This is a genomic window from Mesorhizobium sp. LHD-90 (assembly GCF_030929505.1).
Taxonomy (GTDB): domain Bacteria; phylum Pseudomonadota; class Alphaproteobacteria; order Rhizobiales; family Rhizobiaceae; genus Kumtagia.
Map to the genome: position 1 here is coordinate 222,274 of NZ_JAVFVV010000001.1, position 14,414 is coordinate 236,687.

Genomic DNA, 14,414 nt, shown 5'->3' on the forward strand with positions numbered 1-14,414 from the left:
AACAGATCGTCTTCGCCAGCTATGGCGCGCGGTCTTCGGGCGGCCTCTTGGAAAAGTCGGCGTTCCATAGTGGCATTTCGCCGATGCGTCAAGCCGCGACGCAGTTGCCAAAAGCCTCCGAAGGGAACACTGTGGAGGCGGCATAGCACCGGTGAAGGCAAGAGCGCCAGCCTGGCCGCCTGCCTGCCGATCGGGACGGAAACCATCGCATGCTGTCGACCACGAGCCACAATGCCCGCATCTGCCGCGGCTGCTGGGACCAGATGCACATGCCGATCCCCATCCGGGGACCGCTGGCGGTGCCGTTCCAGGCGTTCGGCATCACCCGCAGCAAGATGAACCCCAACATCTGCACGATCTGCGAGCGCGCCTTCACCTTCGTCAAGAAACAGCGGCATATCTCGGCCACCGCCTCGATCCTGTTCGCCGACATCCGCGGTTACACGCTTCTGTCGGAGCGGCTCGACCCGATCGTGCTCAGCGAGATCGTCAGCACTTTCCAGGACGAATGCGCGAAAGCCATCTGGGAGCATGACGGCATCGTCAACAAGCAGATGGGCGACGGGCTGATGGCGATCTTCAATTTTCCGATCAAGAACGAGCGCCATGCGGCGGCCGCCATCCGGGCGGCGATCGAAGTGCAGCGGCGCTGCGGCCAGGCGCTGGAGAAACTGGCGGCGCGCGGCATCGACACTGCGGCCGAGGCGCTGGGCGTCGGGGTCGGCGTCCACACCGGCCAGGTCGAGATCGGCGAGTTTTCGACCTTCCGCAGCGACTTCACCGCGATTGGCGGCGCGGTCAATTTGACGGCGCGGCTGGAATCGCAGGCGGCGGCCGGCGAGATCCTCGTGTCGGCCGAGGCTGCCGCTCAGGCGCCGGAACTCGTGACAGGAGCGGTGATGCGCGACCTGTCGCTGAAGGGCATCAACCAGCCCGTCCCGGCGCATGTGCTGACTGTGCATTGACAGGAGCCGCCTTCACATTGCTGCCGGATTCTTCGCTTTCCTGATCGGTATGATCGACAAGATGCAGGAAGCCGTTTGCGCGGCGGGGCGAATGGGGCGGAGGGCCGGGCTGGCGGTGCTCGCGCTCTCCCTCGGCATGACGGGTGCTGCGCCAGCCCGCGCCGAGGTCGAGACCTTCAAGGGCGAATACACCGTTTCCTTCTTGGGCTTCACCATTGCCCGCTCGACCTTCGAAAGCCGCTTCGAGGGCGAAAAGTTCTCGGTGGAAGGGTCGGTATCGAGCGCTGGCATTGCCGAGATTTTCGACAGCACCAAGGGCAAGGGCTCCGCCTCCGGGGGCTTTGCCGGCGACCGCACCCAGCCCAGCGCCTTCCGCATGGATTACAGCGAGGGCAAGCGCAAGCAGATGACGGCGCTGAAGTTCCGCGGCGGCACGGTGGTGAGCACCGAAAACCTGCCGCCGCTGAAGAAACGCAAGAACTGGGTGCCGGTAAGATCCGGCGACCTGAAGGGCGTCACCGATCCGCTTTCGGCCGGCATCGTCAAGGCGGCAAGCCCGGACAAGGTGTGCGGCCGCACCATAAAACTCTTCGATGGCGAGTTCCGCATGGACGCGACGCTGCATCCCGCGCCGAATTCGGAAGCGGCGAAAGCCTATGGCGACGATGTCGTCACCTGCCGCGTCACGGTCAAGCCGGTCTCTGGTTACCGCAAGGGCCGGAAGTCGCTGGACTATCTGGAGAAGCAGAGCAGGATCATGATCGCGTTTGCGCCGTTGGGCTCGACCGGCGTATATGCGCCGGTCCACGCGACCGTCGGCACCGAGATTGGCACGGTGACGGTACGGGCAAAGAGAATCGACACGAAGAAATAGCGGGACGCGCCCGCGCCGGAGTTTTTGAATGGCACGGGCAACGCTGATCGGTTTCACCGCAGTGGCGATGTGGGCGCTGCTGGCGTTGCTCACCGACGCGTCGGGACAAGTGCCGCCGTTCCTGCTGTCGGCGATCACCTTCGCCATCGGCACGGCGGTCGGGCTCGCCGCCCGGCTGTTCGGGCCAAAACCGGCGCCGGTGAAAATCCCGCCGGTCGTCTGGCTGATCGGCATAGGCGGGCTGTTCGGCTACCACTTTTTCTATTTCACCGCTTTGCGCAACGCGCCGGCGGTGGAGGCGAGCCTCATCGCCTATCTCTGGCCGTTGCTGATCGTCGTCGGCTCGGCACTGATGCCGGGCGAGCGCTTGCGCTGGAACCATGTGGCCGGAGCGGTGCTAGGGCTGCTCGGAACCGTTCTGATCGTCACCAAGGGCGGCGGACTATCCTTCGAGAGCCGCTACACCTTCGGTTATGCCATGGCCGCCGTCTGCGCGGTGCTGTGGTCGAGCTATTCGCTGTTGTCGCGGCGTTTCGCCGAAGTGCCGACCAGCATCGTCACCTGGTTCTGCGCGGCCACTTCCATCCTGTCGCTGATCTGCCACCTTGCGCTGGAAGAGACCGTGCTGCCGTCCGGCGCCGGCGAGTGGCTGGCGGTGCTCGGCCTCGGCCTGATGCCGGTGGGTGCGGCCTTCTACGCCTGGGATTATGGCGTCAAGCGCGGCAACATCCAGGTGCTGGGCGCGGCGAGCTATGCCGCGCCGCTGCTGTCGACGCTCGTGCTGATCGCCACCGGCTTCGCCGAGCCCACCTGGAATGTGATCGGTGCCTGCCTGCTGATATCAGTCGGCGCGGTGCTGGCGGCGCGGCCGAACCTGTTTTCGGCAAGGCAGACGGCTGAGGGCGAGGCCGGCGCATGATGCCGTTCGACGGCGGGGTAGAGAGTCCCGGCAACGCCACCTTCATCTTCTCCTGCGGTGCTGCGCTGCTCTACGGCACCATGGCGGCCGCGCCGCCGCGTTTCGTCGCATCGCTCGTCAAGACGCTGGCCGTGGCGCTGCTGGCGGTGCTGGCCGCCATGCAGGGCGGACACTGGCTTCTGGTTCTGGCGCTGGCGCTGAGCGCCGCCGGCGATCTTTTTCTCTCGCGCCCGGGCGAAAAGGCGTTCCTAGCCGGGCTGGCCAGCTTTCTCGCCGCGCATATCGCTTACATCGTGCTGTTCGCGACGATCGGCGGCGGGTTCGCTCTGCTTGCCGCCCAGCCATGGCGCGGTGCAGCGGCGGCGGTTCTCACCGTCTACGGGCTGGTCATGCTCGTGCTGCTGTGGCGGCGGATCGGGCCGGAACTGCGCCTGCCGGTGGCGGTCTACATCGTCGCCATCCTCGGCATGGGCATTTCCGCGCTGACCCTCGACGCGCCGCTCGTGATTTTTGGCGCGCTGCTGTTCATCGTCTCGGACACGCTGCTGGCCGGCGAAAAATTCCTGCTACCGGCGATCTCGCGCTACCGCGACCGGATGCGCTATGCAGTGTGGGGCACGTATTATCTCGGCCAACTGGCGATCACGCTTGGGCTGATCCGGTTCTGAAGGGCGCACCCCTCACTCCGGCTCCCAGCCGTCCGGCGCGAGCTCGAACGACGAAAACGCGAACCCCGGCGCGACCGTGCAGCCGACCAGCGTCCAGTCGCCGAGGCTGCGGGCGGTCTGCCAGGCATCCGCCGGAACGATTGCCTGTGGACGCTCGCCGGCCGGCAGATCGGCGCCGAGGCGGTGCGAACGACGCCCGCCGACCCCGTCGAAAATCGTCAGCTCCAGCGGTGCACCCGCATAAAAATGCCAGACTTCGACCGCGTCGCGCACCTTATGCCATGCCGAGACATCAGCGCGCTCCAGCAGGAAATAGATCGCCGTCGAATGGCCCCGGCCGCCCGCGGCCGGCGCATCGCGAAACGTCTCGGCATACCACCCGCCTTCCGGGTGGCGCTTCATGCCGAGCAGTTCGATGATCGCCGCCGCCGTCGGGGCTGCTGGGTCCTGGAGTGGCGCGATCAGATCGGACATGGTCAGAAATTGTCCTTGCGCTTGCGGATTTCGGCAAAGACCGCCTCGTCCGAGGCGTTTTCCATGCCGAGGTTCCGGCGTATTTTCGGATCGTGCGGGCGCAGGAACGGATTGGTCTCCAGTTCGCGGCCGATCGTCGTCGGCAGCGTCGGCATGCCGTCGGCGCGCAACCGGTCGATCTCGGAGGCGCACTCCTGCAACGCCTTGTTGTCCGGATCCACGCTCAGCGCGAAGCGGGCGTTGGATTGCGTGTATTCGTGGCCGCAATAGACGGCTGTTTCGGGCGGCAGGGCCGACAGCGTTTTCAGCGATTGCCACATCTGTGCTGGCGTGCCTTCGAGCAGCCGGCCGCAGCCCAGCGAAAACAGCGTGTCGGCGGCAAACAGCACCTTGGAAACCGGGAAATGGTAGGAGACGTGGCCGAGCGTGTGGCCCGGCGTGAAGATCACCCGCACCTCCTCGCCGCCGAACCTGAAGGTCGAGCCGCCGTCGACCGTCTCGTCGATGCCCGGAATCTGCGTCTGCTCCTTCGCCGGGCCGACGATCTTCAGGCCGAAACGTTCCTTCAGCGCCAGATTGGCCTCGACATGGTCGGGATGGTGGTGCGTGGTCAGGATCAGCGTCGGCGTCCAGCCGGTGCGCTCGACGGCGTCGAGGATCGGCTTTTCCTCCGGCGCGTCGATCAGCGCCGTCTCGCCGGTCTCGCGGTCGCGGATGAGCACGCCGAAATTGTCGGTGCGGCACATGAACTGGTCGATGTCGATCGTCATCAAGGCTTCTCCTTTTCGGCGAGATAGATAGAGCGGCGCACCGCCGGTGTCATCCCGCAGCGAGAGCGTGTCGCGCCCAATCGGGCTCATTCTGCCGGGAATGGTTTGGGCCAAGGTCGAGGGCTTTGTCGCAGGCCGGGCTGGTGGCCCGGACAAGACGAAGCCCGATGGATTTGGCCCAAACCGGCCCGGCCCTCCGGGTTTCCGTTTGGCGGGCGCCCACTTTGTCGGATGGACTTGGCCGTGCCACCAGCACGACCCGCGCCATCCTCCGCGTGGATCGCCTCGCCAAACGAGAAACAGAATGAACCCGATTGGGCGCGACACGCTCTGTGTCCATGTTGAACTCCTCATGCGACGCCGCTACCGTCGCGGCCCATGAATTCCGACATTGTCGATCTCCGCTCCTTCTACGCTTCGCCGCTCGGCCAGGCGGCGGAGCGTTCCATCACCTTCGCGCTGTCGGCGATCTGGTCGAACCTGCCCAACGAGCGACTGGTCGGGCTGGGCTACGCGCTGCCCTGGCTCGAGCGGTTCGGCGCCGATGCGGAGCGCGTCTTCGCCTTCATGCCGGGCACGCAAGGGGCGGTGCGCTGGCCGCAGGACGGTCCGTCGTCGACGGCGCTGGTGTTCGACGAGGAACTGCCGCTAGTCGACGCGTCGATCGACCGGATGATCCTGGTGCATTCGCTGGAGCACGCGGAAAACCCGCGCGAGACGCTGAAGGAGATCTGGCGCGTGCTGTCGCCGGCCGGGCGAGTCGTAATCGTCGTGCCGAACCGTCGCGGCGTGTGGGCGCGCTTCGAGCATACGCCCTTCGGCACCGGCCGACCTTTCTCGCGAGGGCAAATCACCGAACTGTTGCGGGATGCCAATTTCACGCCGTCGGCCTCTTCCGACGCGCTGTACTTCCCGCCGTCGCGGCGCGGCTTCATGATGCGGCTGCAGCCCATGCTGGAGCGCACGGGCCGGCGCTTCTGGCCGATCTTCTCCGGCGTCATAATCGTCGAGGCGCAGAAGCGACTCTATCAGGGCTTGCCGGTCGCCAAGCGGGCATCCCGCCGAGTCTTCGTGCCGGTGCTCAACCCGCAGGGGGCGACCAGGGGTTAGCCGGGCAAGACCGCCCGCGTTCCGCCATGTTCGTGGTCTCGTCTAGGAGCCTCCTCGCGGGGTTCGGTCATGCTGTCCTTGCTCGGCCTGTTGTTCTGCCTTGGCTGCGAACCGATGCCGGTCGCGGCGGAGATGCCGGTGGATGTCGAACTGGTGCTGGCGGTCGACGTGTCGCGCTCGATGGATGTTGAGGAATTCGCCCTGCAGCGCGCCGGCTACGTCGAGGCGATCCGTCATCCCGCCTTTGTCGCCGCCGTGCGCGCCGGCCGGCGTGGCCGGATCGCTATCACCTATTTCGAATGGGCGGGCACCGTGCGCGAGGAATCGCTTGTTGCGTGGCACATCGTCGACGGGCCGGAAAGCGCCGTGGCTTTTGCCTCCGTGCTCGCCGAGCGGCCGTTCGGCGGCTATCTCGGCACGTCGATCTCCGGGGCGCTGGATTTCGCGACGGGACTGTTCGACAGCGATACGGCCGACGGCACGCGGCGCGTCATCGACGTCTCGGGAGACGGACCGAACAATACCGGCCTGCCGGTAACCGCCGCGCGCGACCGCGCCGTGGCGGCGGGCGTCGTGGTGAACGGCCTGCCCATCCTGATCCGGCCGTCCTTCACGCTCCCTGACCTCGACCGCTATTATGCCGAATGCGTCATCGGCGGGCCGGGCTCGTTCGTGCTGCCGATACGGTCGGCCGACGAGTTCGCCACGGCGATCCGCCGCAAGCTGATCCTGGAGGTGAGCGGAGCGGCGCCGCCGGCCCGCACGCTGGCCTCCACAGACGAGCCGGTCGACTGCCTCCGAGGCGAGCGCGACCGCAGGTTCTATTCCGATCCGTATTTTCCGGAACTGGACCGGTAGAGCTGTCGCTATCCGCGCGGATCGCGAGTGTCCGCATCCAGCCAGTGGCCGACGAAATACTGCAACTGCCGTTGCCACCACGGCCAGTCATGGCTGACGTCGGTGCCCCAATAGTCGACCCAGGCCGGGATATCTTTTTCGCGCAGCACCTGTTCGAGCTCGCGCGTCTCGGCCAGCATGCGCTCTTCCCAGGCGCCCTGGCCGCAGCAGAAGATCAGTCGGATCGCGCGCAGCCGTGCCAGCACAGCGCCATCGTTCAGGCCGGGCAGATAATCGAGCGGGGAGTTGAAATAGATGCCGCCGTCCAGCGCCGGACCGAAGAAGTCGCGGGTCGAATAGACGCCGGAAAGCGCGATCGCGCCCGAAACCAGTTCGGGATAGTGGAAGACAAAATTCGAGGCGTGGAAGGCGCCCATCGAGCAGCCGGCCATGATCGGCCTGAGCTGCTTTCCCGCGTTAGAGGTTTTTGCCTCTTCGGCGATCTGCGGAAAAACCTCGTCGCGGACGTAGCGGAAATACTCGTCGTGGCGGCCGATGCGGGCCTGGAGATCGGGTTCGGTCGAGAAAAAGGTCTCCCAGTCGATGCCGTCCAGCGTCCAGAGCTGGATGCGGCCCGCCTCGATGAATTCCGACAGGGCGGCGACGCCACCGGAATCCTCGAACTGGAAAAAACGTCCCTTCGACGTCGGGAACACCACCATCGGGCGGCCGGCATGGCCGTAGCGCTTGTGCTCCATCGGCCGGTCGAGATAGCGGCTGTCGATGCTGTGGTAGGAGATGCGCATCGGTTACGCCTCTTCCGCGTGGATGAAGTCGATCGCCTCGCGAACCTCGGCAAGGTCTTTCGAGCGGAGCTGATAGGCGTAGTTTCCCATGGCGCGGCTGAACACGTCCTCGATGGCGTTGTGGCGGACGATCTTGCCGCCATGGGCGGCTAGCACGGCCCGATGATCGTGGCGATAGCGGATGTGGCGCTTGCGGCTGGCATAGGCGGTGAAATATTTGCCCGCGAACGGCCCGCGGCGGCGATCGTTGACCACCATTTCGGCCCATTCGGCATAGACGTCGATGTCGTAGGTGAAGTTGATCGCGTCGGTCATCCAGGCGCCGGGCGGCCGCATGTTGACCTCCAGCGCAATCGCCCGGCCGTCCCTGGTCTGGAACAGCTCCAGGTGGAAAAAGCGCTCGCGCGCGTCAAAGGCCTTCAGGATTTTGCGGCCCGCCGCCTCGATCGCCGGGTCGATCTCGGGATAGCAGACATAGCTCAGGTGCCGGTCCTTGTTGACCACCTCCATGACGCTATGGTCGTAGCGGGTGCTGGCGGCCAGCACCACTTCGCCGTCGCGGTTGGCGAGCCCGTCATAGGTGACGACCAGCCCGTCGATGAACTGCTCCATGACGAAGCTGACGTCCTCCGGCCGGTCGCGGAAGAAGGCGTCGAGCTCTTTCGCGTTGGAGATCTTGAAGGTGTTGCTGGCCCCGGACCCCGAATCCGGCTTGACCACCACCGGATAACCGACGCGACGGATGAAGGTCAGCGCGCCGGCGCGGTCGGAGCACTTTCGCTGCGGGATGGTGTCGACGCCGCTCTTTCTGAAGAACGCCCGCATGCGCGACTTCTTCTTCAAATTCTTCACGAAGTCGAGTTTCGTGCCAAAAATGTTGAAGTCGGTGCGGATGCTGGCCTCCAGCTCCAGCCAGTGCTCGTTGAGCGATTCGAAACGGTCGATGCGGCCCCATTTGTGGATGAAATGGCCCATGGCGCGCAGCACCAGGTCGTAATTCTCCATGTCGGCGACGCGGTAATATTCCGACAGGGCCGATCGCAGCAGCGGATCGAGATCGTCATAGGCCGCATCGCCAATACCCAGCACCGTGGCGCCGGCCTTTTTCAGCCGGTCGCAGAAATCGCGACCCGTCGACGGGAAATGCGGGGAGAAGAAGACGAAGTTCATGAACGCCCTCCGCTTGCCGCGCCGAGGGCGGGGCTAGTGGAGTGTCGTGTATTTTTTGGCGGCGTGGAAGGGGTGGCTACTGGCCCTTGATGACCTTCCAGATCGGCGAGGACTTGTTATGCGCCTACGCCCCCTTGCCGATCTCCTCCAGCTCGTAGGGTGTCGTCTGATAAACTTGGTTGATCCAGTTGCCGAACAGAAGATGGGCGTGCGAGCGCCAGCGGTTGAGCGGCCTAAGGGCCGGATCGTCGTGGGGGTAATATTCGTGCGGCACCTCGATCGGCACGCCGGCGGCCACGTCGCGGTCGTACTCTTCCTTGAGCGAGGTGGAATCATATTCGATGTGGTTGAAGATATAGAGCCGGTTCGCGGCCTTTTCGGCGAGCAGGCAGGGTCCGGTTTCGTCCGATTCCATCAGCAGCTCGAGGCCCGAGGCCGCCGGTATGTCGGCGGAGCGCACCTCCGTCCAGCGCGAGACGGGAATGGCGAAATCGTCCGAGAAGCCGGCAAGGTAGGGCGAGGCCGGCGCGTTGTTGCCGTGGCGGAAGACGCCGAATGCCTTCTTGTCCAGCGTGTGTTTCGGCACGCGATGAAAATGCCAGGCCGCCGCCATCGCCCCCCAGCAGATGAAGAACGAGGAGTGGGCGTTGGTCGTCGTCCAGTCGAGGATGCGCGTCAGCTCGTCCCAGTAGTCGACCTGCTCGAAATCCAGAAGCTCGATCGGCGCGCCGGTGATGATGAATCCGTCGAATTTGCGGTCCGCCACTTCCTCCCAGGTCTGGTAGAAGGAGATCAGGTGGTCCTCGGGGGTGTTCTTGGCCTTGTGGTTGCCGACGCGCACCAGCGTCAGTTCCACCTGCAGCGGCGTGGCGCCCAGCAGCCGCGCGAACTGCGTCTCGGTGCGGATCTTGTTGGGCATCAGGTTCAACAGCCCGATCTGCATCGGGCGGATGTCCTGGCGCATGGCCGTCCGCTCGTCCATGACCGAGACGCCCTCGCGCACCAGCACGTCGCGGGCGGGAAGCTGGTTGGGGATCCTGATCGGCATGGCGCTGCCTCCAAAAACAAAAAACCGGCCGCGAAAGTCGCGCCCGGTCCAAACGGCTTGTCGTGCCGACGGCCCTTTAGCGACTTGTTTAACGTGGCTGCAAGCCGACCGGCCAAATCACCACGGAGTGGCAGCGCTCATACTGCCGGAAGGGGGGCACGTCAATGGGGAGCCGCCGCCGCGAATGGCGGCAGATCCCCTATCGTCGGAATTCCAGCCAGCCGGGAGCGTCGCCGTCGCGCAGCGACCGGTTAAACAGGCGCCGTCGGCGATCAGCAAAATGGCCTTTCTTGCCAGGCTAAAATTGCCTTTGTCAGACAGCGTGACTTACAGTCTTCGCATATCAGTTTTCTGGCAGCGAAACGAGACGCTCAACCGCCGGTGCATGCGGACGGCACGGCTCGGCCAACGCCCCACGATAGGCGCCCCTGTATGATGGTCAGCGTCTGCTTGCCGTTCGAATAGGTCGTTCCTTCTGGCCCCATGGAGGGCAGATCGACCGCGGCTGCGTCGTTGACGGATACCGAAGCGCGATCACCGAAAAGACGCACGGCCAGACGCGTGCCGTCCTCGCACGTGTAATCGCTGACGGGGTAGGGGTTGCCCGCACCGACCGACGCGCCAGACGCGGAATGCTCGGAGCCTGCAAGCATCAAGGCGCCGATTGCCGCGATCGACAAATTTCTCAACATAGTGGTCCTCCAAACTGGCACGCCAACGTAGTTGAAGCAGAGAACGATGTCTTCTCCGGTTCTCCGGCGCGCGCTAAGCGCCATTTCGGGCAAATGGCATACCGATGAGACATGCATCAATATCCGCGGCCGGAGCATGTATCTCTAGCACGCCATCGACAGTGCCGGCGCCGAATGCTGACTCAGTGAGCAGCGTGACGTGCTTTGTTCGCGCTGATGGGATCGTGGGATGCCGGGATGGACGGTGTTAGACTGCAACTCGCTGGGCTGCCTTTGCTCGCTGCGCTCATATTGTCCTTTTCGTCAGCCAAGCATGGGCTGTCATGCGTGCGTGGACCGCGTGGAAGCGAACGGCGGCCCACGATCCTGAGCGTGCGGAACCGTTTCGCGGCAGTCGAACGGCGATATCGGGGTGGGAAGCTGACTGGCTGGTTCTGGCGGCTGCACCGGGAAAGCGGGCATTCATCTGGCAAGGAAGCTTCGACGGCAACGCGCCCGATATCGGCCGTCTAGGTGATCGTTGCTATTGGTCGAAAGCGGACATTGTTGGTGGCCATTCTGAAAGTCGCAGCTGCGCCGATTGCCGACAATGGCTGACCCGAACCGGACCTTGATGAGACAGAGCCCGGAATTGGAGCCGTTGGCTGTCGCTACGCCAGTTGCACCCCCGGCGGCGTCCATGAACCCTCAAGGATTTCCGCCTTCGGCCAATAAGCACGAACGTAAAGGGAGAAGTCACCCTTCGGCGCGGGGAGCCAATTGGCGCGCTGGACAGGATCGCTGGGCTCCTCGGCTTGCACGTAGATGGTCAGTGAACCGTCAGGATTGGATTTGAGATCCTTGTTCTTGGTGCCGACCGAGAAGCGGTTGATCGAATTGGCAACAAAAAAATGGTGCTCGTTGTAGATGGACAGTGACCAGAAACCGTTGACCGGCGGGGTCGCGTCTTTCGCGAACGTTACGGTGTAGCGGTTTGAGCTGTTCAGCCGCTGGCCGTCAGCGTCGAGGTCCTGGTAGAAGTACTTGGTCTCATTCGGCGAGTTGACGAGGATATTGGACTTTGCGACCGCGGTGCGTGTGTAGTAGTCCGCCCCGAACGCGGCTTCGTTGGAGATCGTGCTCCAGTTATGCGGCAGTTGCTGGCCGTAGTTGCGGAACTGGAACAGCGGCGTGACGAGCTTTTCCTCGGCCTCCGTCGCGCCCTCGATCATCGCCTGCTTCAGCTTGGGATCGTCCTTGGCGGCAGCGACGACGGCAAGCACCTGGGCATAGCGCGCCTCCTCGCCGGGCAGCGGCGGCGCATCGGCGAGAACGATCGGCAACTCGTCGACGAACTTTTCCGGGAATACCCAACGTGTTTCCGCTTCGCCCTGCGGCGGCGCAGGCAGCTTGGGAATATTGGCCCAATCAATGGATTTCATTTTGCCGTCGTATTCGGCCACCGGATACGTCATCACTTCGGTCAGGACGCCCTGGATCGCCTTCTTGTCCTCGGGCGTGTCGTCCAGAAAGATGCGAGGGGCAATGAAGCCGGTGTTGCTGGGCGAGCGGAATACCTGGGTGATGCCCTTTGGAACCTCGCCCTGCCAATCCGGCCCGACCAGCAGATAGAATCCGGGCGTCGAGCCGTACATCTTGCCGATCTGGACGAAGCTGTCGGTGCGCAGGTCGACCGCTTGGTAAACCCAGAATCGATCGCCGAAATCGGGCACCTGGACCACCACAGGCGAGATGTCGAGCGCCAGCGACGCCACGCCATACACGACGTCCTGATTGGGACAGGCAACCGCTCGCTCGGCCGGATCGACATAGTCTGTCAGCATGGTGACCACATTCAGCGGCGGCTGCGGCAGGGACCCGGCAATGGCCGGCTCCTTCAGCGGCGTAAAGGCAAGCCGGCGATTGTAGATGTTCACCATCGCCCACGCCCAGAAATAGGCGTCTCGGCCCACGTGGCGCGCGTATTCCTCGGTGATCTTGACCCGAGTGTCGGGCGCGGGCGGCATGGCGCGCGCCCAGTTCGGAGACGGCGGAACCGGAACGGCCGGGGGCTGCACCTCCGCCTGCGCGGTCTCGATCGAAAGCGTGGCGCCGACGGCGGACGCAACGGCGAAAACCGCTCCGGACAAAAGAAGCTCGCGACGGGAGGCGCCCCCTGTTTTTGTGTGCTGAATGGTCATCGATTGCTCCCTGGAATGACGGATCTCGTATTGGGGTCGGGCGGTCGCGTCACTGCATCTTCACGATATCGTCCGGAATCCAGCTCTGGTCGTAGAACGGCATCGTGGCCCCATAGAGACGCAGCGCCAGCATGAATCCCTCACCCGGATTGGTCCTGATCCAGTTCGACTCCGGCTTGCCGGACGGCAGTTGCGGTCCGAAGTAGAGATCGTAGGAACCGTCGGCGTTCTGCGCGATTTTGCTCATCGAGTTGATCGACGGGAAAGGCTGGCCGTTTTCGATCATGGACCCGTCGGCCGGCTTGTAAGCCGTGACTGACCAGAACAGGGCCGCCGGAACGTTGGCCGGCAGGTGCAGGCGATATGTCCTGTCACCGACGAAGTAGTCGCCGTCGGCATCCTTGACCGCAGCTGGATAACGCGCGCCGATCCCCGGCGCATTGACGTTCATGTAGGGAGCGGAAGAGTAGGCGCCTGTAAAGAACGTCGATTGCACATCGAGGTTCAGGTAGCCGTTGCTGAAGAATTTGTCGTCGACGCCGGCGTACGCGTTGAACCACTGACGTTTGCCCGGATAGTACAGCCTGCCCTGGAAATGGTCGGGACTTACGACAAGCGCGTCCGCAATTCTCGGTGCAACCTGCGCCGCTTTTTCGAGGATCTGCCGATGGCGTGCGTCGGGCTTGAAGGGCTGGCCCTTGACGATGCCGATCGAGGCCATCATGCCCCGCAGGAAGGGATCGACGGAGGCGACCGGCTCGTACTCGATGAACTGCGCCAGCCTGTCGAAGAAGGTCGCGTCGCGAGGGTACATCATGTTCAGCGGCACGCCCGAGGCGTCGGGGAACTGCATCTTCTTCCATTCGCTGGGAATACCGGCGCGCAGTGGATAGATCAGCGTCTGTTCGATATGGGCGACAGCCTGGGCCGTCTCCGGACCGTTCGGGCCCTTCGTCATGGGTGCACGCCAGAACAGGAAAACGTTGTAGGTCGGCGAGCGGAAGGTGTTGTAGCCGCTCGGGACAGGCCCGTCGTAGTCCGGCGGCAGCAGCAGATAGACGCCACCCTGGCCCTTGTCCGGTCCGCCGATGCCCACGTCGGTGAGCGCCCGCTGCCAGAAGTCCGTCAACATGCCGATCAGGCCGGGCGGCGCGACGACCACGAGCGGGCCGTCCTTCTTCAGGTCGAGATAGCTCTGGGCGTAGATCACGTCGGCGTTTGGCGTCGGGATGATCGCCTTGGCATCCATCCGCTTCTTCCAGACGGGCAGGATGTTATGGCCGGAGCCGAACTTGGCCTCCGAGCCATCGCGGATCGCGAGCATGTTCACGGCCGGAAGCCCGCTGAGATAAACCTGTACCGCCCGCTGGAAGTAGAGTTCGTCCAGCAGAAGCGTTCTCGTTTCCTCCGTCGGATAGCCATTGGGGAACGGGGCGTTGGCGAGATTATCCCAGCGCGCGTCTTGTGCGAGAGCGGGAGCCAAAACCGCAGCCACGGCGAAAGATCCGACTGCTATTGTTCTCACCAGCTTCCTGGCGGCGTCGTGAGCGGGCCCGAAGGCAGGAAAATAAGTCACCATCTCTCTCATCCTCATTGCCTGGCGTCGATTCAACATCGGATTTCGTTCCTCTATATGCCGCTACTTTCCGAGCGCGAACTGAAAATTTATCCCTGCAAAAATCTGCCATCCGGGATTGCCCGCGCCTTCCGACCAGACCGTGTATTGGGGTTCAATGAAGGCGTTGGCCGTAACCTTGTCGTTGATCTGAAAGACTTTGCCGATGTCTAACCCGACATGCTCCCAGTTATGGACATTGTGGCTAACGTCCGCAACGGGGTCGAATGCCGCCATTTTCGTGTCGCAAGATTCCCCAACACAAGCGGCAATGGCTCGACCGAAT

15 protein-coding genes and 1 riboswitch are annotated in these 14,414 nt (G+C 63.9%); of the genes, 6 read left to right on the forward strand and 9 right to left on the reverse strand.

Annotated features, from left to right (window positions below; translation table 11 throughout):
• Nucleotides 1-209 precede the first annotated feature (209 nt).
• The 4 genes from RB623_RS01040 to RB623_RS01055 all read left to right on the forward strand — a co-directional run bounded on the left by RB623_RS01040 (nt 210) and on the right by RB623_RS01055 (nt 3,426).
• Entirely contained in the window at nt 210-965 is a 756-nt protein-coding gene (locus tag RB623_RS01040; protein WP_308054879.1) for an adenylate/guanylate cyclase domain-containing protein, read from the forward strand.
• Nucleotides 966-1,056: 91 nt separating this feature from the next.
• Nucleotides 1,057-1,839, forward strand: a complete 783-nt coding sequence (locus RB623_RS01045; RefSeq protein WP_308054880.1) for a DUF3108 domain-containing protein — start codon at nt 1,057-1,059, stop codon at nt 1,837-1,839.
• A 28-nt stretch (nt 1,840-1,867) separates the two neighbouring features.
• The gene (locus RB623_RS01050) at nt 1,868-2,758 is read left to right on the forward strand and encodes an EamA family transporter (protein ID WP_308054881.1); all 891 of its coding nucleotides are present in this window, start codon (nt 1,868-1,870) and stop codon (nt 2,756-2,758) included.
• Nucleotides 2,755-3,426 carry a lysoplasmalogenase gene (locus tag RB623_RS01055; protein WP_308054882.1) on the forward strand — a complete coding sequence of 224 codons (672 nt, stop codon included), beginning with the start codon at nt 2,755-2,757 and terminating at the stop codon, nt 3,424-3,426. Before RB623_RS01050 ends, RB623_RS01055 begins: the two co-directional genes overlap by 4 nt.
• A 12-nt stretch (nt 3,427-3,438) precedes the next feature.
• On the opposite strand, the gene RB623_RS01060 is transcribed toward RB623_RS01055, so the two are convergent.
• Together RB623_RS01060 and gloB are read right to left on the reverse strand one after the other, a co-directional pair.
• Nucleotides 3,439-3,900 (reverse strand): cupin domain-containing protein, encoded by a 462-nt coding sequence (locus tag RB623_RS01060; protein WP_308054883.1) that lies wholly within the window; start codon nt 3,898-3,900, stop codon nt 3,439-3,441.
• 2 nt (nt 3,901-3,902) lie between these two features.
• Nucleotides 3,903-4,670: a hydroxyacylglutathione hydrolase gene (gene gloB / locus RB623_RS01065; protein ID WP_308054884.1), complete on the reverse strand. Its 768-nt coding sequence runs from the start codon at nt 4,668-4,670 to the stop codon at nt 3,903-3,905.
• Nucleotides 4,671-5,048: 378 nt separating this feature from the next.
• Between gloB and RB623_RS01070 the strand changes: the two genes are divergently transcribed.
• Complete coding sequence (locus RB623_RS01070) at nt 5,049-5,780, forward strand: class I SAM-dependent methyltransferase (protein ID WP_308054885.1); 732 nt, start codon at nt 5,049-5,051, stop codon at nt 5,778-5,780.
• 69 nt (nt 5,781-5,849) lie between these two features.
• Nucleotides 5,850-6,638: a DUF1194 domain-containing protein gene (locus RB623_RS01075; RefSeq protein WP_308054886.1), complete on the forward strand. Its 789-nt coding sequence runs from the start codon at nt 5,850-5,852 to the stop codon at nt 6,636-6,638.
• Between the two features lie 8 nt (nt 6,639-6,646).
• Here RB623_RS01075 and RB623_RS01080 read toward each other — a convergent pair whose 3' ends face one another.
• The 7 genes from RB623_RS01080 to RB623_RS01110 form a co-directional block, all read right to left on the reverse strand.
• The gene (locus RB623_RS01080; protein WP_308054888.1) at nt 6,647-7,423 is read right to left on the reverse strand and encodes an alpha/beta hydrolase-fold protein; all 777 of its coding nucleotides are present in this window, start codon (nt 7,421-7,423) and stop codon (nt 6,647-6,649) included.
• A gap of 3 nt (nt 7,424-7,426) precedes the next feature.
• Complete coding sequence (locus tag RB623_RS01085) at nt 7,427-8,593, reverse strand: ATP-grasp domain-containing protein (protein ID WP_308054889.1); 1,167 nt, start codon at nt 8,591-8,593, stop codon at nt 7,427-7,429.
• Between the two features lie 124 nt (nt 8,594-8,717).
• A complete protein-coding gene (gene metA, locus RB623_RS01090; RefSeq protein WP_308054890.1) occupies nt 8,718-9,641 on the reverse strand; it encodes a homoserine O-succinyltransferase in 924 nt (307 codons plus the stop codon).
• A gap of 56 nt (nt 9,642-9,697) precedes the next feature.
• A riboswitch (SAM riboswitch) is annotated at nt 9,698-9,775 on the reverse strand.
• Between the two features lie 237 nt (nt 9,776-10,012).
• A complete protein-coding gene (locus RB623_RS01095) occupies nt 10,013-10,333 on the reverse strand; it encodes a hypothetical protein (RefSeq protein ID WP_308054891.1) in 321 nt (106 codons plus the stop codon).
• Nucleotides 10,334-10,983: 650 nt separating this feature from the next.
• On the reverse strand, nt 10,984-12,513 hold the full coding sequence (locus RB623_RS01100; protein WP_308054892.1) for a DUF1254 domain-containing protein: 1,530 nt from the start codon (nt 12,511-12,513) through the stop codon (nt 10,984-10,986).
• A gap of 49 nt (nt 12,514-12,562) precedes the next feature.
• On the reverse strand, nt 12,563-14,008 hold the full coding sequence (locus tag RB623_RS01105) for a DUF1254 domain-containing protein (protein WP_308054893.1): 1,446 nt from the start codon (nt 14,006-14,008) through the stop codon (nt 12,563-12,565).
• 144 nt (nt 14,009-14,152) lie between these two features.
• Nucleotides 14,153-14,365 carry a hypothetical protein gene (locus RB623_RS01110; RefSeq protein WP_308054894.1) on the reverse strand — a complete coding sequence of 71 codons (213 nt, stop codon included), beginning with the start codon at nt 14,363-14,365 and terminating at the stop codon, nt 14,153-14,155.
• Nucleotides 14,366-14,414 lie beyond the last annotated feature (49 nt).

Bases quoted from the DNA above. Each gene is read 5' to 3' on its own strand.
- RB623_RS01040 (WP_308054879.1), top strand. From the start codon at position 210: ATGCTGTCGACCACGAGCCACAATGCCCGCATCTGCCGCGGCTGCTGG.
- RB623_RS01045 (WP_308054880.1), top strand. From the start codon at position 1,057: ATGGGGCGGAGGGCCGGGCTGGCGGTGCTCGCGCTCTCCCTCGGCATG.
- RB623_RS01050 (WP_308054881.1), top strand. From the start codon at position 1,868: ATGGCACGGGCAACGCTGATCGGTTTCACCGCAGTGGCGATGTGGGCG.
- RB623_RS01055 (WP_308054882.1), top strand. From the start codon at position 2,755: ATGATGCCGTTCGACGGCGGGGTAGAGAGTCCCGGCAACGCCACCTTC.
- RB623_RS01060 (WP_308054883.1), bottom strand. From the start codon at position 3,900: ATGTCCGATCTGATCGCGCCACTCCAGGACCCAGCAGCCCCGACGGCG.
- gloB (WP_308054884.1), bottom strand. From the start codon at position 4,670: ATGACGATCGACATCGACCAGTTCATGTGCCGCACCGACAATTTCGGC.
- RB623_RS01070 (WP_308054885.1), top strand. From the start codon at position 5,049: ATGAATTCCGACATTGTCGATCTCCGCTCCTTCTACGCTTCGCCGCTC.
- RB623_RS01075 (WP_308054886.1), top strand. From the start codon at position 5,850: ATGCTGTCCTTGCTCGGCCTGTTGTTCTGCCTTGGCTGCGAACCGATG.
- RB623_RS01080 (WP_308054888.1), bottom strand. From the start codon at position 7,423: ATGCGCATCTCCTACCACAGCATCGACAGCCGCTATCTCGACCGGCCG.
- RB623_RS01085 (WP_308054889.1), bottom strand. From the start codon at position 8,593: ATGAACTTCGTCTTCTTCTCCCCGCATTTCCCGTCGACGGGTCGCGAT.
- metA (WP_308054890.1), bottom strand. From the start codon at position 9,641: ATGCCGATCAGGATCCCCAACCAGCTTCCCGCCCGCGACGTGCTGGTG.
- RB623_RS01095 (WP_308054891.1), bottom strand. From the start codon at position 10,333: ATGTTGAGAAATTTGTCGATCGCGGCAATCGGCGCCTTGATGCTTGCA.
- RB623_RS01100 (WP_308054892.1), bottom strand. From the start codon at position 12,513: ATGACCATTCAGCACACAAAAACAGGGGGCGCCTCCCGTCGCGAGCTT.
- RB623_RS01110 (WP_308054894.1), bottom strand. From the start codon at position 14,365: ATGGCGGCATTCGACCCCGTTGCGGACGTTAGCCACAATGTCCATAAC.